Annotated in this window: 21 protein-coding genes; 9 read left to right on the plus strand and 12 right to left on the minus strand. The window is 63.0% G+C overall.

Annotation, left to right across the window (positions count from 1 at the left end; translation table 11 throughout):
- The first annotated feature begins 37 nt into the window (after nucleotides 1-37).
- Nucleotides 38-589 carry a DUF308 domain-containing protein gene (locus AC1DUU_RS02035; RefSeq protein WP_476781743.1) on the plus strand — a complete coding sequence of 184 codons (552 nt, stop codon included), beginning with the start codon at nucleotides 38-40 and terminating at the stop codon, nucleotides 587-589.
- On the opposite strand, the gene AC1DUU_RS02040 is transcribed toward AC1DUU_RS02035, so the two are convergent.
- From AC1DUU_RS02040 to AC1DUU_RS02055, 4 genes are all read right to left on the minus strand, one after another.
- A complete protein-coding gene (locus tag AC1DUU_RS02040) occupies nucleotides 590-1,615 on the minus strand; it encodes a histone deacetylase family protein (protein WP_476781744.1) in 1,026 nt (341 codons plus the stop codon).
- The gene (locus AC1DUU_RS02045) at nucleotides 1,612-2,127 is read right to left on the minus strand and encodes an N-acetyltransferase family protein (RefSeq protein ID WP_476781745.1); all 516 of its coding nucleotides are present in this window, start codon (nucleotides 2,125-2,127) and stop codon (nucleotides 1,612-1,614) included. Before AC1DUU_RS02045 ends, AC1DUU_RS02040 begins: the two co-directional genes overlap by 4 nt.
- 109 nt (nucleotides 2,128-2,236) lie before the next feature.
- The gene (locus tag AC1DUU_RS02050) at nucleotides 2,237-2,623 is read right to left on the minus strand and encodes a DUF2794 domain-containing protein (protein ID WP_476781746.1); all 387 of its coding nucleotides are present in this window, start codon (nucleotides 2,621-2,623) and stop codon (nucleotides 2,237-2,239) included.
- 487 nt (nucleotides 2,624-3,110) lie between these two features.
- Complete coding sequence (locus tag AC1DUU_RS02055) at nucleotides 3,111-3,872, minus strand: DUF1223 domain-containing protein (RefSeq protein ID WP_476781747.1); 762 nt, start codon at nucleotides 3,870-3,872, stop codon at nucleotides 3,111-3,113.
- Nucleotides 3,873-4,077: 205 nt separating this feature from the next.
- On the opposite strand from AC1DUU_RS02055, the gene AC1DUU_RS02060 reads away from it, so the two are divergent.
- Complete coding sequence (locus AC1DUU_RS02060; RefSeq protein WP_476781748.1) at nucleotides 4,078-4,776, plus strand: ceramidase domain-containing protein; 699 nt, start codon at nucleotides 4,078-4,080, stop codon at nucleotides 4,774-4,776.
- Between the two features lie 13 nt (nucleotides 4,777-4,789).
- Here AC1DUU_RS02060 and zapE read toward each other — a convergent pair whose 3' ends face one another.
- Nucleotides 4,790-5,977, minus strand: coding sequence for a cell division protein ZapE (gene zapE / locus AC1DUU_RS02065; RefSeq protein ID WP_476781749.1), 1,188 nt, complete (start codon nucleotides 5,975-5,977; stop codon nucleotides 4,790-4,792).
- Between the two features lie 39 nt (nucleotides 5,978-6,016).
- Entirely contained in the window at nucleotides 6,017-6,562 is a 546-nt protein-coding gene (locus tag AC1DUU_RS02070) for a protease inhibitor Inh/omp19 family protein (RefSeq protein WP_476781750.1), read from the minus strand.
- 222 nt (nucleotides 6,563-6,784) lie between these two features.
- On the opposite strand from AC1DUU_RS02070, the gene dapF reads away from it, so the two are divergent.
- From dapF to AC1DUU_RS02100, 6 genes are all read left to right on the plus strand, one after another.
- On the plus strand, nucleotides 6,785-7,669 hold the full coding sequence (gene dapF, locus AC1DUU_RS02075) for a diaminopimelate epimerase (RefSeq protein ID WP_476781751.1): 885 nt from the start codon (nucleotides 6,785-6,787) through the stop codon (nucleotides 7,667-7,669).
- Nucleotides 7,669-8,952 carry a tRNA (N(6)-L-threonylcarbamoyladenosine(37)-C(2))-methylthiotransferase MtaB gene (gene mtaB / locus AC1DUU_RS02080; RefSeq protein WP_476781752.1) on the plus strand — a complete coding sequence of 428 codons (1,284 nt, stop codon included), beginning with the start codon at nucleotides 7,669-7,671 and terminating at the stop codon, nucleotides 8,950-8,952. Before dapF ends, mtaB begins: the two co-directional genes overlap by 1 nt.
- Nucleotides 8,953-8,965: 13 nt before the next feature.
- Nucleotides 8,966-10,711, plus strand: coding sequence for a signal recognition particle-docking protein FtsY (gene ftsY, locus AC1DUU_RS02085; RefSeq protein ID WP_476781753.1), 1,746 nt, complete (start codon nucleotides 8,966-8,968; stop codon nucleotides 10,709-10,711).
- A 3-nt stretch (nucleotides 10,712-10,714) separates the two neighbouring features.
- The gene (locus AC1DUU_RS02090) at nucleotides 10,715-11,368 is read left to right on the plus strand and encodes a septation protein A (RefSeq protein ID WP_476781754.1); all 654 of its coding nucleotides are present in this window, start codon (nucleotides 10,715-10,717) and stop codon (nucleotides 11,366-11,368) included.
- An 8-nt stretch (nucleotides 11,369-11,376) separates the two neighbouring features.
- Nucleotides 11,377-11,991: a pyridoxamine 5'-phosphate oxidase family protein gene (locus AC1DUU_RS02095; protein WP_476781755.1), complete on the plus strand. Its 615-nt coding sequence runs from the start codon at nucleotides 11,377-11,379 to the stop codon at nucleotides 11,989-11,991.
- Nucleotides 11,992-12,163: 172 nt separating this feature from the next.
- Complete coding sequence (locus AC1DUU_RS02100) at nucleotides 12,164-12,331, plus strand: hypothetical protein (RefSeq protein ID WP_476781756.1); 168 nt, start codon at nucleotides 12,164-12,166, stop codon at nucleotides 12,329-12,331.
- Nucleotides 12,332-12,339: 8 nt separating this feature from the next.
- On the opposite strand, the gene AC1DUU_RS02105 is transcribed toward AC1DUU_RS02100, so the two are convergent.
- From AC1DUU_RS02105 to ccmA, 5 genes are all read right to left on the minus strand, one after another.
- Complete coding sequence (locus AC1DUU_RS02105; RefSeq protein ID WP_476781757.1) at nucleotides 12,340-13,392, minus strand: DUF2332 domain-containing protein; 1,053 nt, start codon at nucleotides 13,390-13,392, stop codon at nucleotides 12,340-12,342.
- 27 nt (nucleotides 13,393-13,419) lie between these two features.
- A complete protein-coding gene (locus AC1DUU_RS02110) occupies nucleotides 13,420-13,998 on the minus strand; it encodes a DsbE family thiol:disulfide interchange protein (protein ID WP_476781758.1) in 579 nt (192 codons plus the stop codon).
- Nucleotides 13,995-14,162, minus strand: coding sequence for a heme exporter protein CcmD (gene ccmD / locus AC1DUU_RS02115; protein WP_476781759.1), 168 nt, complete (start codon nucleotides 14,160-14,162; stop codon nucleotides 13,995-13,997). The genes AC1DUU_RS02110 and ccmD overlap by 4 nt, the downstream gene beginning before the upstream one ends.
- A 121-nt stretch (nucleotides 14,163-14,283) precedes the next feature.
- Nucleotides 14,284-14,949 (minus strand): heme exporter protein CcmB, encoded by a 666-nt coding sequence (gene ccmB / locus AC1DUU_RS02120; RefSeq protein WP_109574198.1) that lies wholly within the window; start codon nucleotides 14,947-14,949, stop codon nucleotides 14,284-14,286.
- A 57-nt stretch (nucleotides 14,950-15,006) separates the two neighbouring features.
- Nucleotides 15,007-15,618, minus strand: a complete 612-nt coding sequence (gene ccmA / locus AC1DUU_RS02125) for a heme ABC exporter ATP-binding protein CcmA (RefSeq protein WP_476781760.1) — start codon at nucleotides 15,616-15,618, stop codon at nucleotides 15,007-15,009.
- 284 nt (nucleotides 15,619-15,902) lie between these two features.
- Here ccmA and acnA point away from each other — a divergent pair, with 284 nt between their 5' ends.
- Nucleotides 15,903-18,593: an aconitate hydratase AcnA gene (gene acnA / locus AC1DUU_RS02130; RefSeq protein WP_476781761.1), complete on the plus strand. Its 2,691-nt coding sequence runs from the start codon at nucleotides 15,903-15,905 to the stop codon at nucleotides 18,591-18,593.
- A gap of 201 nt (nucleotides 18,594-18,794) precedes the next feature.
- Here the strand turns inward: acnA and AC1DUU_RS02135 are convergent.
- A partial coding sequence (locus tag AC1DUU_RS02135) for a hypothetical protein (protein WP_476781762.1) occupies nucleotides 18,795-18,996 on the minus strand: 202 nt, incomplete at its 5' end.

Genomic DNA, 18,996 nt, shown 5'->3' on the forward strand with positions numbered 1-18,996 from the left:
TCCCACAAATGGCCGTCTCAGTCGACAGGAGCAGGGCATGGCCGAGGGCAAGACCAAACGTTTCGAAGCGACGTTGACGGCGTTGCGGGGCATTTTGATCGTGGCCGCCGCACTGGTCGCGTTCTTTTATCCCATCCAGGCGGTGCAATTGCTGATCATGGTCGGCGGCGGCCTTTTGCTCGTCGATGGTATTCTGGGGCTGGCGACAATCGATTATGCCGCACCTCGGACAACCGGCCATTGGCTCGCGCTCGCCCGTAACCTGTTGTCGATCGCTGCCGGCGTGATCGTTCTGTGCAGCGGCTTGCTCGCCAACGTCTTCACCTTGTCCTTCATGGCCCGCCTTGTCGGGTTGCTTGCCCTGCTCGTCGGCCTTTTCGAGATGGCGTCGAGCTTCCTGCACAGCGACCGCCAGACGCGGCTATGGCCGACGCTGGTCGGCGGGGCGGTCTATGCCGCTTTCGGCCTCGCACTGATGTTCGTGCCGCTGACAAGTGCAGCCACGCTGATGCGCATCGCCACGATCCTGATGCTGCTCTATGCGTTGCTGTTGTTTTATCGCGCCTGGCGCATCCGCACTGCTGTGTGATCAGTTCGTGCCGGCAAAACCGGTGAGGAAGGCGGTCAGATTGTCGCCGAGCGCGTCGCAGAGATAACCGCCCTCCTGGACGATGACCGTGGGCAGGGCGAGCTTGGCGATTGCTTCGGCGATGCGTGAAAAGCCCGGTGTCGTCACCGACAGCCCGCCGAACGGGTCGCCTTCGAAGGCGTCGAGCCCGAGCGCCACGACCAACGCGTCAGGTGCGAAGGCCTCGATACGGCGGTTGGCGTGCGCAAGCGCTTCAAGGAACTCGGCGTCGCCCGATTTGCGCGGCAAAGGCAAATTGTAGTTGTAGCCGAGACCGGCGCCTTCGCCGCGCTCGTCGGCATGGCCCCAGAAGAACGGGTAGAAGCGGCTCGGGTCGGCATGCAGCGACACGGTCAAAACGTCTGCTCTGTTGTAGAAGATGCCTTGCGTGCCGTTGCCGTGATGCAGGTCGACATCGAGGATCGCCACGCGTGAGGCGCTGGAGCGCAGCCGCTGTGCGGCGATGGCCGAATTGTTGAAGAAGCAAAAGCCGCCGGCGACATCGGCAAAGGCGTGGTGGCCGGGCGGACGACACAGCGCATAGGCCGCGGGTTCGCCCGAAAGCACGGCTTCGGTGGCAGCCACCGCACTCCAGGCGCTCCAACAGGCGCTATCGAAGGTTTCGGCCGAGATCGGGCAGGCGGTGTCGGCCATGTGATAGCCGGCCTGGCCGGCGGCACCGGCCGGGTAGGTGCCGTTGCGGGCGAGCGGGTGGATGTTGGGGATTACCTCTGCCGAAGCGCCTTCCATGCGCTGCCAGCGTTCGAAGATATGGGTCAGGAAATCGATATATTCGGGCGTATGCACCGCCGCGATAGGGCCGAGGCCGTAATCCTTCGGGCGATGGATCGAGGTGCCCGCGGCGCGCGCGCCGGAAAGCAGGCGCTCGACACGCTCGGGCTGCTCCAGATTGGGTTTTTGCGCGCCCATCGACAGGAAGGCCTTGGGGTCGTGGCGCTTCTGTTCTTCCGCGTAGAAGGTCTTCATTTCGGCTCCCCGTTAGGTTCGCTCAGCGCGGTGAAAATCCGTTGCTCGGCGATGTAAGAGCGTTGATCGCTCGTCCATTCAAAACCCAGCCTTTCACAGAAGTCTCGCGCTCGCGGGTTTGCCTCGTCGACCGAAAGCCGCATGTATACGCTGCCTTTGCTCTGGGAAAGTTTGGCGACATGCCGCAAAAGCTGCTCGCCAATGCCAAGACTGCGGAAATYCTTGTCGACGAACAGATCCTGGACAAACACGCCCGGGCGACCGTACCAGGTCGAAAAGATCGGGAAAAACAGGCACATGCCAGCGAACGAGCCGTCCGCCTCGGCGATCACCGCCTCGAAGGCCGGGTTGTCGCCGAAGCCGAAATGCTTGAGGTTTTCCTCGGTGCAGATCAGGTCCGTCTGGCCGATATGCTCGGCAAGGTCGACGATCGCCTTCATGAGCAACGGCACATCGTTTGATGTCGCTGGACGGATAGTGACTGTGGGCTGTGACTTGGTGGCGATGCTCATTCTCCCAATTCTGCTTTGGAAGCGGAATTGATAGCATCGGAGCGGCGTTGACGAGGGGTTTCAGTTCTGGCCGCAAGGATATTGCCGCCATGGCCCCACGCTGCTGGGCTTAGGCCTCGACGACCTTCAGCCGCTTGTCGAAGACGCCGAGCACGCGGGCCAGTTCATGGCCGCGCTTGAGGATCAGCCCGCCAGCGGCAACAACCGAAAAGGCGCCCTGCTTGCGGGCGAATTTCGGGTCCTTGACGATCTGGAACAGGGGGGTTTCGCTGGTGCGGCGGAAGACCGAGAAGACGGCGCGGTCGCTGAGATGGTCGATGGCGTAGTCGCGCCACTCATTGGCGGCGACCATGCGTCCGTAGAGCCTGAGAATCTGATCGAGTTCACGTCTTTCGAATGCCACCGGGAGATCTTGGCGCTCCCTACGGGCCTCATGGAGCGGGATCAAAACCGCGGATGTCTCGCCATCCTCCGCCCCAGCACCGCGATCAGTCATCAATCGTTCCCTTGCAGAATACGACTTCGACACGTGCATGCCGCCCGAAAATCGCAAACGATCTTTCGGAAAGGATCATGCACAGACTCAAACTGCTACAGCGTCCGTTGCGCGTCCAAGAGGACGTGCGACGTTGTTAGAATCGCGCATTCGCGCTCGAATTGCAAGCGACGGCTAGGAATCAGGCCTGCCTGGAATGGTTCACGGAAGGTTACAGTTTAGGTAACGTCTACGAGACAGGCTGTTGGAATTGGTGATGACTCGCCACATTCCTGCCGTTTTTTATCCGCGCTGGCGCCCCAATGTCCAACGATTTTACCCGTGTTGCCTGAGACGGTTCGGTCCGGCACCGGCTCGTAAACCCCAAGCCCCCCGCCCACGGGCCTGAGTCGGATCGAACCAACCTCGCCCTCCTTGAGGGTCAGGTGCGACGATCCCAAAATCTGAAGCCGACGTCTGGCAGCAAGCTGGCGTCGGCTTTTTTGCGTCAAAGTGCGGTGACCGGCTTGCGCACGACCGCTGCGCCGAGGATCGGGCCAGGCAGGCCATCCTTGCCGACCGCCTGCAGCAACACCGCGCAGCCGCCTTTCTTTTCCACTTCGCTCTTAGGCAGTTCAAAACGCTGTGCCTTGCCGTGCCACATGCCGGCTGTGTGCAGGTCTGTGACGGCATTCCAGTACGTGACGCTGCGGCCCTTGTTTTCGCCTTTCTGGAGGTCGACGACCTGCGGCGGCTGGTAGTGCACGACCACGACATGGGCGGCATTGTTCGCCCCTTTGGCTTCGCCGACGTCGATGGTGTAGGTGTCGCCATTTTCGGTGACCTTGACGTCGACATTCATGCCCTGTCCGGTCTTGGCAAGGTTGTCGAGCGCGCCAGTCACTTCCTCGCGCTTGGCGCCGTTGACATGGGTGCGGCCGTTGATGACGGCCTGGGGCGTGTAGACCGAGCGTGAGCCGAAGGCGCGCATATAGGCGTATTGGCGCTCGGTATTGTCGGTGCTCGCCAGCTTGTCCTGCCAGCCGAGATAGTCCCAATAGGTGACGTGATAGGCAAGCGCCACGATGTCGTCCTGGGCGGCGAATTTCGCAAACAGCTCATCAGCTGGCGGACAGGAGTTGCAGCCCTGGCTGGTGAAGAGCTCGATAACGCCGAGAGGACGTGTCGTGGGTTCGGCATGCGTTGTGCCGGTAAACCCGGCAACGGCCAGCGCCACCGCTGCCAGCCGAAAAGATCTGCGAAACTCCATGACCAATCCAGTTCCTCGGCCGGCGTCACCGGCTTTTTCTTTTGGTTGCTGAAATATGTGGCAGATGCGCCATTCAACGGGAAGTCACGTTGCGGTGAAATTTTAGCTAGATTGCATTTCCGCAGCGTCAGCTTCGAGTCGTGGAATTTCTTATCGAAAATACCCCGTTCGGGTTAGAATTCGGAAACCGGCGAGGGAGATTTCAATGCTGGAACAGCTCAGCCAACATCTCGACCTCTATTGCGAGCGTAGCGATATCGGGCTTTGGGCCGAACCGCTCAACGCCTTGAGCAATCTCGCCTTTTTCGCAGCTGGCCTGTGGGGTGTCTACGAAGCGCGGCGACTCAAGGCAGGTGCCTTCGCCGAGGTGCTGGGCTGGTGGGTGGTGGCGATCGGCGTCGGCTCGACGCTGTTTCACACCTTCGCCACCGAAGCCACCAAATGGGCCGACATCCTGCCCATCGCCGGTTTCACGCTTGCCTATACTTTGTTCAACCTGCGCCGCTTCGCCGGCATGGCGTGGCCGAGGGCGCTTGGCATCTTCTTTGGTTTCTACATCGCGGTCGGCTTTGTCACCTTCATGGTGCCGGACTGGCTGCGCGCCGCCTCCAATGGCACCACCGGATACCTGCCGCCGTTCCTGGCGCTGATCTTCTTTGGTTGCGTGGTGATCGCCAAAGGCAACCGTGCCGGCTGGTACAATATCGCTGCCGCCGCGATCTTTGTCGCTTCCGTCACCTGCCGCGTCATCGACCCGCTGGTCTGCGACGCCATGCCGATCGGCACGCATTTCATGTGGCATATGCTCAACGGGCTGATGCTGGGCGTGCTGCTGGCCGCGACCACGCGTTATGGGAACCCTGGGTCGGACGACCGGACAGGCACGCAGACAGTGCGCGCCTGACGACGGGCCCGTCTTATCCGGCCAGGGACGTTGCCGGTTTCGAATGCTTTTCGGCCCACTCATCGAGCCATTCGGCTCCCTGCATCTCGATCAGGCGCGACGAGGTCCGGTCGAATTCGAAGGCCTCGTGGCCGCGCTTGCCGGCATAAAGCTTGTCGGGCGTTGCCGCAGCACTCAGCACCAGCCGCGCATGCTGGTCATAAAGCGTATCGATCAGCAGGATGAAACGCTTGGCCTCATTGCGGTTGGCTTCGGCCATGACAGGCACATGATCGACAAAAACAGTCGGATATTTCGCCGTGATCGCCAGATAGTCGCGTGCCGCGAGCGGCTTTTCGCACAGATCGGCGAAGGAAAAGCGCGCGCATCCGTCGACCGCTGCCGGCACATGCACCTTGCGGCCCTTGACTGCGACGATGGCCGGCTCGGCGGTCACGCCGTGGGTCACCTTCGCCCAGGCCTTGTCCATCGCCCGGTCGGCCGCTTCGCCGAGCGGGGTCAGGTAGACCGGCACGCGGTCGAGCTTTTCCAGCCGGTAGTCGGTGTCGGCATCGAGGTTGAGCACCACGGCGTTCTGTTCGAGCATGCCGATGAACGGCAAGAACAGCTGGCGATTGAGTCCGTCGCGGTAAAGATCGCGGGGCGCGACGTTGGAGGTGGCGACAAGCACGACGCCGAGGCCAAACAGCGCCGAAAACAGCCTCGACAGGATCATCGCGTCGGCGATGTCGGTGACCGAGAATTCGTCGAAGCACAACACCCAGGCTTCTTCGGCAAGGGCCGCGGCCACCGGCGGGATCGGGTCATCGTCCCGTGAGGTGCCGTTCTTGCGTGCCGCGCGCTGCTTTTGGATGCGGTCGTGCACATCGGCCATGAAGTCGTTGAAATGGACGCGGCGCTTGTGCTTGAMCGGCACGAGCTCGAAGAACATGTCCATCAGCATGGTCTTGCCGCGGCCGACGCCGCCATGGACGTAGAGACCCTTCACCGGCTCGTGGCGCGGCTTGCGCTTGGCAAACAGCCAGCCCAGCGCGCTCGACTTGCGCGCCAGCCTCTTGTCGGAAATCTCGTCGATCAGCCGGTCGAGTGCCGCAACGATCGTCAGTTGCGCGGGATCGCGGCGAACGCTGCCCAATTCGACCAGATGGTCATAGCGCTGCCTGACGGTCACATGGGTCTGTAGGCCGTCACGCAGATGCATGGGTCACTCTGGCACGAATTCGAAGACCTGCCTTTTATACTAGCGGTGGAGCGAGATCGGCAGGCCGTTCGAGGTCTGGCCGTCGAAGCGGCCTTCACCCGACGAATACAGCCTGGCCAGCGACGCCCCGCCTTCATCGTAAAGCGTCAGCTGCTTGCCGGCGACGTTCCACGACTTGACGCCGTCGATCGGTGCCGGGCAGCGCAGCGGGCCAGCGCGGAAACCCTGGCCGAACTTGGTCTGCGGCGTTGCCACCTTGCAGCTCTGGCCGGAAACCGAAGCGCTCCACACGCCAGCAACACTCGTTGCGGTCAGGTCGGGTGCGTTGGCTGCGGCGGCGCCGCCGTCGGCGGGCAGGGCCGCGACCTGGGTCTGCTGCTGCGGCGCTGCCGGGAATTGCGATGCGCCTGCCGCACCAGGTGCTGAGGGCGGTGGCAACTGACCGCTGGTCACGGTGCCGGCGGGTGCTGCGGGCAGCGGAGCCGGCTGGGTGTCCATCGACGAAAGGCGCGTGCTGTTACAGCCGGCAGCCGCCAAAAGCGCCACCAGCGATGCGGCCAGCAGGCCGGTTTTCGAAAAAGCCATTGCATTCCCTCCGTGGGGCAGTTCTGGGGGCGCCCCCGCGCGATCGACAGTTCGCCTGTAAAGCGGCGAAGTTGGCACAATTTCAACCGCATATGGTTAAAATAGGGTTTGCATCGGAATTTGTTGCAAAATTGTCGCAAGTCTTGGCCCGGCCCGCCAAGACTGGTAATTCGGAGACGTTTCCGCCATATAGGCGCCAAACAGCCGCGAGAAATTTCCACCATGGCCAATATGGCCCCATTCGCCAAGATGAACGGGCTCGGCAACGAGATCATCGTTGCCGACATGCGCGGCCGCGCGGACCGCGTTGCGCCTGCCGCAGCTGTGGCGTTGAACGCCGATGCGGCGACCAAGTTCGACCAGATCATGGCGATCCACGACCCGCGCACATCAGGCACCGCCAATTATATCGAGATCATCAATTCCGACGGCTCCAAGGCGCAGGCCTGCGGCAACGGCATGCGCTGCGTCGTCCAGGCGCTGGCCGCCGAGACCGGTGAGAAGCTGTTCACCTTCGAGACCATCGCCGGCATTCTCAATGCCGAAGAGCATGACGATGGTTCGATCTCTGTCGACATGGGCGTCCCCCGTTTTGGCTGGCAGGACATTCCGCTCGCCGAGGAATTCCACGACACGCGCATGATCGAGCTGCAGATCGGGCCGATCGATGCGCCGGTGCTGCATTCACCCTCGGTCGCCTCGATGGGCAATCCGCACGCCATCTTCTGGGTCGACAAGGATGTGTGGTCCTACGACCTCGACCGTTTCGGTCCGCTGCTCGAAAACCATCCGATTTTCCCCGAGCGCGCCAACATCTCGATTGCTCAGGTGACTTCGCGCGAGACGCTGAACCTGCGCACCTGGGAGCGCGGTGCCGGCCTGACGCTGGCTTGCGGTTCGGCAACCTGTGCTGCTGCGGTCAGCGCCGCGCGCACCGGCCGCACCGGCCGCACGGTCACCGTCACCGTGCCGAGCGGCGGCACGCTCAAGATCGACTGGCGCGCCGACGACCATGTCGTCATGACCGGTCCGGCCGAGTGGGAGTTCTCCGGGCTTTTCGATCCGGCTACTGGCGCCTGGACCCGCGACCAGCAGGACGTCGCCTGATGGCAGTCGACGTCGTCACTTTCGGCTGCCGCCTCAACACCTACGAATCCGAGGTGATGAAGCGCGAGGCCAAGGCCGCGGGGCTGGAAGAGCTCAAGGGCGGGGCGGTGATCTTCAACACCTGTGCGGTCACAAGCGAAGCCGTGCGCCAGGCCAAGCAGTCGATCCGCAAGGCGCGCCGCGAAAACCCCGAAGCGCGCATCATCGTGACCGGCTGTGCCGCGCAGACCGATCCGGCCGCCTTTGCAGATATGGCGGAAGTCGACCTCGTGCTTGGCAATGAGGAAAAGCTCAAGGCGCACAATTACCGGGCGCTGCCCGACTTCGGCGTCAACGATTCTGAAAAGGCCCGCGTCAACGACATTTTTTCCGTGCGCGAGACCGCTGGCCATATGGTCGACGCCATCGAGGGCCGGGCGCGCGCTTTCGTGCAGGTCCAGAATGGCTGCGACCATCGCTGCACCTTCTGCATCATCCCTTATGGCCGGGGCAATTCGCGCTCGGTGCCGATGGGAGCCGTTGTCGAGCAGATCAAGCGACTTGCCGGCAACGGTTATGCCGAAGTGGTGCTGTCTGGCGTCGACATGACCAGCTACGGTGCTGACCTGCCGGGCGCGCCGCGCCTGGGCAAGCTGGTCAAGACGATCCTGCGGCAGGTGCCCGACGTGCGCCGGTTGCGCCTTTCCTCCATCGATTCGATCGAGGCCGACGAAGATTTGCTCGAAGCCATCGCAACCGAAAACCGGCTGATGCCGCATCTGCATCTGTCGTTGCAGTCGGGCGACGACATGATCTTGAAGCGCATGAAGCGCCGCCATCTGCGCGACCAGTCGATCCAGTTCTGCCAGGACGTGCGCAAGCTGCGCCCCGACATCGTCTTCGGCGCCGACATCATCGCCGGTTTCCCGACCGAGACCGACGAGATGTTCGAAAATTCGATCCGGATCGTCGATGAGTGCGGGCTGACCCATCTCCACGTCTTCCCGTTTTCGCCGCGCGAAGGCACGCCCGCCGCGCGCATGCCGCAGGTCCGGCGCGAGATCGTCAAGAAGCGCGCGGCACAGCTGCGCGCTGCCGGCGAGACAGCCTACCAGCGCCATCTCGAAAGCCTGACGGGCTCGCGCCAACAGGTGCTTGTCGAGCGCGAAGGGCTTGGTCGCACGGAAGGCTTCACGCTTGTTGCGCTCGATCAGGGTGCGCCGGGCGAAATCATAGAGGTCGACATCGCCGGACATGACGGCGAGCGGCTGACAGCGGCACCGGCCGCCGCACGCGCGGCCTGACGAAAGCGACCGCATGGCATTCGGGTTCATCAAGAAAGTCTTTTCCTTCGGCAAGAAGGAAGCTCCACAGCAGCCGGCAGAGGACGAGGTCCTGCCGCCGCTGAATTTCGACGCGCTTCAAGCGTTGAAGCCTGCGCTTGAGTCTCCCTCCCCCTCGAGGGGAGGGTCGATCGACGAAGTCGGGGTCGCCGGATCGTCGGCGCCGAGCACTGCCGAGACGACCCCTTCTGGTCCTTCGGACCATCTCCCCCTCAAGGGGGGAGAGGAGGTCGCGCCGGATGAACCTGCGCCTGCGCCTGAAGTGCCGGAGCCTGCACCCGAAAAGCCCGCTGAGCCGCTGGTCCCGGAGTCGACCCCGGTCGAGCCCGAACCGCTTCCGGTGGAAATCCCCATTCTGCCGACCGAGCCGGCTGAACCGGATCAGCCTGAAGAAATTCCGTACCAGCCGGAGCCGTCCGAAACGCCGCCGGCGATGCGTGCGCCTGAAATCGAGCCGGTCGCGCCTGTAAAGCCGGAGCCGGCCGTCGAGGCTGTGGAGCTTGCGCCTGCGATTCCCCTCCCCCTTGAGGGGAGGGTGGCCGCGCAGCGGTCGGGTGGGGTCGCCGAATCGTCAGGTGCGGCGCAGGCCGAGGCCACCCGACCAGCACCGAGCACTGCCGAGACAACCCCCTCTGGTCCTTCGGACCATCTCCCCCTCAAGGGGGGAGAGGACGCCCAGCCGTCATCCGTCGCCGAACAATCGGCCGTGTCGCCCGCGCCGAAAACCGCTGCCGGCAAGGTCACGGTCAGCAAGAAGGTCGAGCAGAAGGCCGAGATTGTCGAGGCTGCCGCGCCCGCGCCGAGAGTCAGCTGGTTCCAGCGCCTGCGTCAGGGCTTGTCGCGCTCGTCGAAGGAGCTGTCGGGCAACATCGCTGGCATCTTCACCAAGCGAAAGCTCGACGAAGACACGCTGCAGGACCTCGAAGACRTGCTGATCCGCGCCGACCTCGGCGTCGAGACAGCCCTTCGCGTCACCGATTCGCTTGCCGCCAGCCGCTACGGCAAGGACGTGTCCGACCATGAGGTCCGCTCGATCATGGCCGTCGAGATAGAAAAGGTCCTGACGCATGTGGCGTTGCCGCTGGAGCTCGACCTGTCGCACAAGCCGCATGTCATTTTGGTCGTCGGCGTCAACGGCACCGGCAAGACCACGACCATCGGCAAGCTCGCGGCAAAACTGACCGAGGGCGGGCTATCAGTGATGCTGGCCGCCGGCGACACGTTCCGCGCCGCGGCCATCGAACAGCTCAAGATCTGGGGCGAGCGCACGAACTCGCCTGTCATCGCCTCGAAGCTTGGCGCTGATGCCGCTGGTCTTGCCTATGACGCGTTCGAAAAGGCCAAGGAGGCCGGCTCGGACGTCCTAATCATCGACACCGCCGGGCGCTTGCAAAACAAGACCGAGCTGATGGCCGAACTCGAAAAGATCGTGCGCGTGCTCGGCAAGCTCGACCCTGAGGCACCGCATACGGTGCTGCAGACGGTCGACGCCACCACCGGCCAGAACGCGCTCAACCAGGTTGAGATCTTCCGCAATATCGCAGGTGTGAACGGCCTGGTGATGACAAAACTCGACGGCACGGCGCGTGGCGGTATTTTGGTCGCAATCGCCGCCAAGCATAAGCTGCCGGTCTATTTCATCGGCGTCGGCGAACAGGTCGACGATCTCGAACCCTTTTCGGCAAGCGATTTCGCCAAGGCGATCGCAGGAGTCGCCTGACCTATGAACGCACCGATCCTCGAACGTGATCCTTCGGACCCGACGACCAAGAAAGAAGAGGTCAGCCCGATCCTCAAGCTGGTGCTGGAGCTCGGGCCGCTTGTCGTTTTCTTCTTTGCCAATGCGCGCGGCGAATGGCTGGCGTCGCATTTCCCGACCTTGGCCGAAATGGGCGGACCGATCTTCATAGCCACCGGCCTGTTCATGGCGGCAACCGCGATTGCCCTGATCGCGTCGTGGCTGCTCACCCGTTCGCTGCCGATCATGCCGCTGGTGTCGGGCGTCGTCGTCTTCGTCTTCGGCGCACTGACGCTTTACCTTCAGGACGATATTTTCATCAAGATGAAGCCGACCATCGTCAATACGCTGTTCGGCGTGATTCTGCTTGGCGGCCTGTTTTTCGGCAAGTCACTGCTCGGCTACGTCTTTGCCTCCGCCTTCCGGCTCGATGCCGAGGGCTGGCGCAAGCTGACCTTTCGCTGGGGCTTGTTCTTCCTGTTCCTGGCCGTGGTCAATGAAGTGGTATGGCGCTCGTTTTCGACCGACGCCTGGGTAACGTTCAAGGTGTGGGGCATCATGCCGATCACGCTTTTGTTCACCTTCAGCCAGATGCCGCTGATCATGCGCCATTCGCTGGACGATCATTCGTCGAAATAGGGGGAATCATGGAGTTCATCGCCGACCGCGAGTCCCTGCGCCAGCATTACCGGGCGCCCGGCGACGGCGCGGTGAAGAAGGAACTCCGCCACCTCGATCATCACGCCAAAAGTTTCCTGGCGCGCAGCCCTTTCGTGCTGGTCGGCTCGTCCGACGACAAGGGCAATGCCGATGTCACGCCCAAGGGCGACAGACCGGGTTTCGTTGCCGTGCTGGACGATGTCACCATCGCCATTCCCGACCGGCCGGGCAATAACCGGCTCGATACGCTCGAAAACGTCATCGCCAACCCGGCGGTCGGCCTGCTGTTCCTCATTCCCGGCATGAACGAGACGCTGCGTATCAATGGCGAGGCGCGCCTCACCGCCGATCTCGCATTGCGCGAGCAGCTCGCCGCCGAGGGCAAGCCTCCGGTCACTGTCATGGTGGTTGCCGTCAAGGCGGTCTACATGCACTGCGCCAAGGCGTTCATGCGTTCGGAGCTATGGGCGCCCGCGACCTGGCCAGACCGGGCCAGTCTGCCGACATTGGGGCAGATCCTGCGCGACCAGCTGGCGCTGGCCGAAAATGCCGAGGCGCTCGATCGCTCGCTCGACGAGTCCTACCGCAAGACCATGTGGTAGCCTAATAGGGCCGGCTACACAGGGCGTTAAGCCCCGTTAACCTGTTATGCGCGTTACGCATTGCTGCATTGCAGCATCTTATTTTGCGGCGCGGCAATTCCTATGTCATCTTCAGATTGATCAGGGAGGTCATATCGCGCCGCGAAAAGCGGCATGATGAAAGGAACAAGCCATGTTTTTTGACAGCCTTCTGACCCGTGCCCGCGAAAGCGCTTCCAAGCGCAAGCACTACAAGCGCCTTGTCGCCGAGATCGACGGCTTCTCCGGCCGTGACCTGGCCGACATGCGCGCCGACCGCAGCGAGATGCTGTTTCAGGCCTACAAGCAGGTTTACGGCTGAGCTTCGGCTTAACCGAGCCACTCTATCCAGCGTCCGTGATAATCGCAGCGGGCGAGCGCCCTCGTGGTGCCGCCCGGCCATGATGTCAGGCTGAGCGTGGCGTAGGGATCGCCCGCTGCCAGCGGCTCCATCCGGAGCCAATAGAGAGGCGATCCGGCATCCGCCGCCGCACCTTCCGCCTCCAGAAGCTCGACAATCCTGGCACGCGTTGCTGGTGGCATGTATTGCCACATGATCGAGTGAAACAGCACGAAGGCTGCATCCGGCCTTCGCGCCGAAAGCCGCTGCTGCAGAAATTCCGCGGCACCTTGCTTCACCAATGCTGGCTGTTCCTGTGCGGCGAGGCTGATCGCCGCATCGAGTCGCTCAAGCCGCAATCTCTGGTCGGCCCAGACATAGGCTCGAAGCCTCAGCCGCTGCGCCTGATCCGAAATGCGAATCGGTGCGATATCGCAGCCGGCCTGGTCAATGACCCGCAGCTCGCCCGATAGCGGCAACACCAGTCCTCTGACATCGGGCGCGAGCTGCACCGGTGAGGCAACGCCCCAATCCTTTTCCCCGTAGCGATAGTGAAACCGGTCGAAGAGAAGGTTGAGCCCGGCGCTTGAGCCGATCTCGGCCAGTTCCAGCGGCAGGCCGCTTTCCCTGGCAATCGCCAAAAAACCTGGCAGCAGCATGGCAGCACGAGCAATCTCGTTTGTCTGCGGCGCGCTCTCGAGCATCTCAAGCAGGTGAGCCTCGTTGCGTGCGAGGGCGTTTGGTATGGCCGAAGCGATGGCCAGATCATCGGCTGTCTCAGGCGGGTAGATCTTTGCCAGCTCGGCGTCGGCGCCAGACAGCAGCAGTGCGTGCAGCCCACCGCAGAGCCTCAAGGCAAGCGCATCGGCGCGTGGATCGCCAGGCCAGCGAAGCACCTTGCGCCCGACCGCGCTTTGATCGTCGAGGACGCTCGCCAGCACCCGGCACAATCGCGCCGTGAATGGCGAACCGAGCTGGTCGCAGGCGTCGGCCTGGTTGTGAAAATGGCTGCGAACGCGGGAGGGGAGATCGCTATCGGGCATGGCGGGCAGACTAACCCGCGCCGCGACTTATTGGGAAGCGGCGACCGCCTTTTCGATCTCGTGCATCAGCGTCGTCGCTACGGCTTCGGGCGTCAGCGGGCCGACATGCTTGAAGGCGATCTTGCCATCCTTGCCGACGAGGAAGGTCTCAGGAATCCCGTAAACGCCCCAGTCGATTGCCGCGCGGCCGTTGGGGTCGACGCCAACCGCGTCATAGGGATTGCCGAGATCGCCGAGGAAACGGCGCGCGTTCTCCGCCTTGTCCTTGTAGTTCAGGCCCATGATGGTCAGGCGCTCGTCCTTGGACAGGCCGACGATGACCGGATGTTCTTCGCGGCAAGGCGCGCACCACGACGCCCAGACATTGACCAGCGTCACCTTGCCGATGAATTCAGCCGAGTTCAGGCCAGGAAGCGAAATACCTTCCAAAGGCGGCAACTCGGTCTTGGGTGCTGTGTGTCCGATCAGGGCCGAGGGTACGACCGACAGGTCGCGGCCGGACAAAAGCTGCATCAGGAAAACGCCGGCGAGTACCAGAAACAGCAGCAGTGGCAGCAGCACGATGAGTTTGCGCGGACGCGCCGGCTTTTCGGTTTCGGTGCTCATGATTGCTTTACCCGGTCGGAACGGCGGCGGTGGCCTGCCGCCTCGAGTTCGGCCAGTTCGCGCTTGCGGGCGCGCTGGTCAGCGAGGATCCACAGGATCAGTCCGGCGATGGCCAATGCCGAAACGCCATAGGCAGCAGTTACATAAAGAGCGTGCGCGCTCATCGAGCATCCTGGCAATATTCGTTCATGTCGCTGTATCCGAGCATGGCCCTTCACTTAGCCGTGGGTGTGACGCTAGGCAATCGGACGCCGCGCCGCACCGTAATAGTTGAAGCGATCGTGATCAGTCCGTGCCCGAGCGTAGCGCGACCGCCGCCGCCAGCGGGCCGATGACGGCCAAAAACATGGTCAGCGCGCACAGGATCATGAAGGGCGGGGTGAACGGGTCGGGATCGTTGACTGCGCCATATGCCGCCGTCACGCCGAAGATCAGCACCGGGATGACCAGCGGCAGCACCAGCACCGAGATCAGCAGGCCGCCGCGCGGCAAGGCAACGGTGACCGCCGCACCGGCTGCGCCGATGAAGACGATGGCAGGCGTGCCGACAAGCAGCGTGAGCGCTGCGGCCCCAATGCCGAGCGGCGACATGTTCATGAAAAGGCCGAGCAGCGGAGCCGCGATGACCAGCGGCAGTACGCTTGCCGTCCAGTGCGCGAGGCATTTGACGAACACAGTCAGCGCCAGCATGTGCCGGTCGGCGTTGAGCACCAGAAGGTCGAGCGAGCCGTCCTCGCGGTCGGCCTGAAACAGCCGGTCGAGCCCGAGCAAGCTGGCAAGCAGGGCGCCGATCCAAAGAATCGCCGGGCCGATGCGGGCGAGCAGGTTGAGGTCGGGGCCGACGCCGAAGGGGATGGTGACGATCACCGCGAGGAAAAACAGCACGCCCGTCAGCGCCCCGCCGCCGGAGCGGATGCCCATGCGCAGATCGCGAAGATAGAGGGCTAGCATGAAAGGTGCCGCCTTTTCGTCCGCAAGCGCGGGCTGAAAAGTTGGTGCGCGGAGTTTTCAAACATGCATCCGCCCCATCTCCAGCGTCTCAGCGCCCACCAATCCCAGCGGCAGGTGCGTCGCGGCGATGATGATGCCGCCTGCCGCGCAATGTGCCTTCATCAGCTCGGCGAATTGCGCTTCCGAGGCCTTGTCGAGGCCGGCGGTGGGTTCGTCGAGCAGCCAGACGGGGCGGTGGCTGATCAAAAGCTTGGCGATCGCGGCGCGGCGCTTCTGGCCGGTCGAGAGATAGCCGAAGGGCAGGTGGCCGAGGCCGCCAAGCCCGACCTCTTCGAGCGCATCTGAGATGCCGAGCTTGCCGTCGCCGCAAAACTCGCGCCAGAAGACGAGGTTTTCGCTGACGGTGAGGGCAGACTTCATGGCGTTCTGGTGGCCGAGATAGTGGCAGGCCAAAGTCACTGTCGAAAATTCCTCGCCGCCGCCCTCGACAGCGATTCGCCCAACTATATGCGGCAACAGACCGGCAATGACGCGCAGAAGCGTCGACTTGCCCGAGCCGTTGGGGCCGGTGACGACAAGGGCGGCACCATCCTCGAGCGAAAAGCCGATACCGGCAAATACTGCCTCGCCGCCGCGTTCTCCGCTTAGATTTTCGGCGATCAGCCGCATTTGTTCTCCATCGCCGAAAGTCTTGTCGCCGCCACTTTGCGTTGCGGCAAAATAGGCGAATCTCGGTCTAGAACTATTCCAATAAATTCTCTATATGCCACTCGACCATGCCAGCGGTCGGCATGGAAACAGAATTTGCGCCGAACCAGCGCACGCGCCGCCTTGAACGGCTCGGGTTGCTTGGGACCGGACAGCGGAAATGGCCGTACCCGCACCTTTGCGCGTGATTGCATGCCATCGGAGTCCGTTCCCGCGTAGGCTGAACAGACAAGGATGGATCGCACGTGTCCAAATCACTCGACAGTTTTAATTGCCGCCGCACCCTTACCGCTGCTGGCACCGACTATGTCTATTACAGCCTCATCGAGGCCGAGAAGAACGGCCTGACCGGCATTTCGCAGCTGCCTTATTCGATGAAGGTGCTGCTCGAAAACCTTTTGCGCAACGAAGACGGCCGCACCGTCACCAAGGAAGCCATCCAGGCTGTTGCCGGCTGGCTGACCGACAAGGGCACTGCCGGCGTCGAGATCGCTTATCGTCCGGCCCGCGTTCTGATGCAGGATTTCACCGGCGTTCCGGCTGTTGTCGACCTCGCTGCCATGCGTGACGGCCTTGCCGCGCTCGGCGGCGATCCGCAGAAGATCAACCCGCTGGTGCCTGTCGACCTGGTCATCGACCACTCGGTCATCGTCGACGAGTTCGGCACGCCGCTTGCCTTTGCCCGCAACGTCGAGCTCGAATATGAGCGCAACGAAGAGCGCTACAAGTTCCTGAAGTGGGGCCAGCAGGCGTTCCGCAACTTCCGCGTCGTGCCGCCCGGCACCGGCATCTGCCACCAGGTCAACCTCGAATACCTCGCCCAGACCGTCTGGACGAACACCGAAGACGGCGAAACCACCGCTTATCCCGACACCTGCGTCGGCACCGACTCGCACACCACCATGGTCAACGGCCTGGGCGTTCTGGGCTGGGGCGTCGGCGGCATCGAGGCGGAAGCCGCGATGCTCGGACAGCCGGTCTCGATGCTCTTGCCCGAGGTCATCGGCTTCCGCCTGACCGGCAAGCTCAAGGAAGGCGTCACCGCGACCGATCTCGTGCTGACCGTCACCCAGATGCTGCGCAAGAAGGGCGTCGTCGGCAAGTTCGTCGAGTTCTTCGGCCCGGGCCTGTCCAACATGACGCTGGCCGACCGCGCCACCATCGGCAACATGGCGCCCGAATATGGCGCGACCTGCGGCTTCTTCCCGGTCGATTCCGAGACCATCCGCTACCTCAACATGTCGGGCCGCGCTGAAAACCGCATCGCGCTCGTCGAGGAATATTCCAAGGCGCAAGGCATGTGGCGCGACACCGGCTCGGCCGATCCCGTCTTCACCGACCTGCTCGAGCTCGACCTCGAAACCGTCGTTCCCTCGATGGCCGGTCCCAAGCGTCCCGAAGGCCGCATTCCGCTCGAAGGCATCGCTGCGGGCTTTGCCACCGCTCTCGAAGCCGAATACAAAAAGACCGTCGACCAGTCGAAGCGCTATGCCGTTGAAGGCGCTGACTTCGACCTCGGCCATGGCGACGTGGTGATCGCGGCGATCACGTCCTGCACCAACACCTCGAACCCGAGCGTGCTGATCGGTGCCGGCCTGCTCGCCCGCAACGCCAACCGGCTCGGCCTCAAGCAGAAGCCTTGGGTCAAGACGTCGCTGGCGCCTGGTTCGCAGGTCGTCGCCGAATATCTGGAGAAGGCCGGCCTGCAAAAGGAGCTCGACCAGATCGGCTTCAACCTCGTCGGCTTCGGCTGCACGACCTGCATCGGCAATTCCGGCCCGCTGCCGGCGCCGATCTCCAAGACGATCAACGACAAGGGCCTGATCGGTGCGGCTGTGCTTTCGGGCAACCGCAACTTCGAAGGCCGCGTGTCGCCCGACGTGCAGGCGAACTATCTCGCCTCGCCGCCGCTGGTGGTTGCCTATGCGCTCGCCGGTTCGGTCACCAAGGACCTGACCACCGAGCCGCTCGGTGAGGATCGTGACGGCAACCCGGTGTTCCTGAGGGACATCTGGCCGACCAATGTCGAGATCGACCAGTTCATCGCCGAAAACGTCACCCGCGAGCTGTTTGCCCGCAAATATGCCGACGTCTTCAAGGGCGACGAGAACTGGCAGAACGTGCAGGCGCCGGAAGGCCAGACCTATGCCTGGGACGACAAGTCGACCTACGTTCAGAACCCGCCCTACTTCGTCGGCATGGGCTCGAAGCCTGCCAAGATCGGCAAGATCGAGGGCGCGCGCGTGCTCGGCCTGTTCGGCGACAAGATCACCACCGACCACATCTCCCCGGCCGGTTCGATCAAGGCGGCGTCGCCCGCCGGCAAGTACCTGAGCGACAATGGCGTTGGCGTTGCCGACTTCAACCAGTACGGCACGCGTCGTGGCAACCATGAGGTGATGATGCGCGGCACGTTTGCCAACATCCGCATCCGCAACCACATGCTGGGCGAAAACGGCCGCGAAGGTGGCTACACCTTCCACTATCCGTCCAAGGAAGAGCTGCCGATCTACGACGCGGCGATGCAGTACCGCGCCGAAGGCGTGCCGCTGGTCATCTTCGCTGGCGTCGAATACGGCAACGGCTCGTCGCGCGACTGGGCCGCCAAGGGCACCAACCTGCTCGGCGTGCGCGCCGTCATCGCCCAGTCGTTCGAACGCATCCACCGCTCGAACCTGGTCGGCATGGGCGTGATCCCATTCACCTTCGAAGAAGGCACGTCGTGGAAGACGCTTGGCCTCAAGGGCGACGAGCAGGTGACCATCGACGGCCTCGAGACGATCAAGCCGCGCCAGAAGATGGTCGCCAAGATCACTTTCGCCGACGGTTCGGTGAAGGACGTTCCGATCCTGTGCCGCATCGATACGCTCGATGAGCTCGACTACTACAAGAACGGCGGCATCCTGCAGTACGTCCTGCGTGACCTCGCCGCGTAAGTTTTTCGCGCGATTCATGTGAAACAAGCCGCCGGAGTGCCAAGCTCCGGCGGTTTTTTGTTTTCCCTCGCCCCGTTTACGGGGAGAGGGTGGCCCGAAGGGCCGGGTGAGGGGCAGCACTAAATTTTGCAATTTCGCACCGCCCCTCATCCGCCTGCCGGCACCTTCTCCCCGTAAACGGGGCGAAGGAGCCAAGCTTATTCACCGCCACGCCCCGTTTCCGGTCTGGCTATTGCTCATGAAAAGTTCGGGAAGCGGGGCGCGAGGCCGTGCCTTCCGATTGATAATATGTGGCGCGACGTTCGCGCCCCGCTCGGTGTTCTTGCCCCGCTCAGTCGCCTCGGCTTTCACCGCCAGCCGCCGCAAGGCCCGGGCTTGGGGGCTCATCACCCAGCAGGAGATC

The sequence above is a fragment of the Aminobacter sp. P4_H6_2 genome (assembly GCF_056400805.1).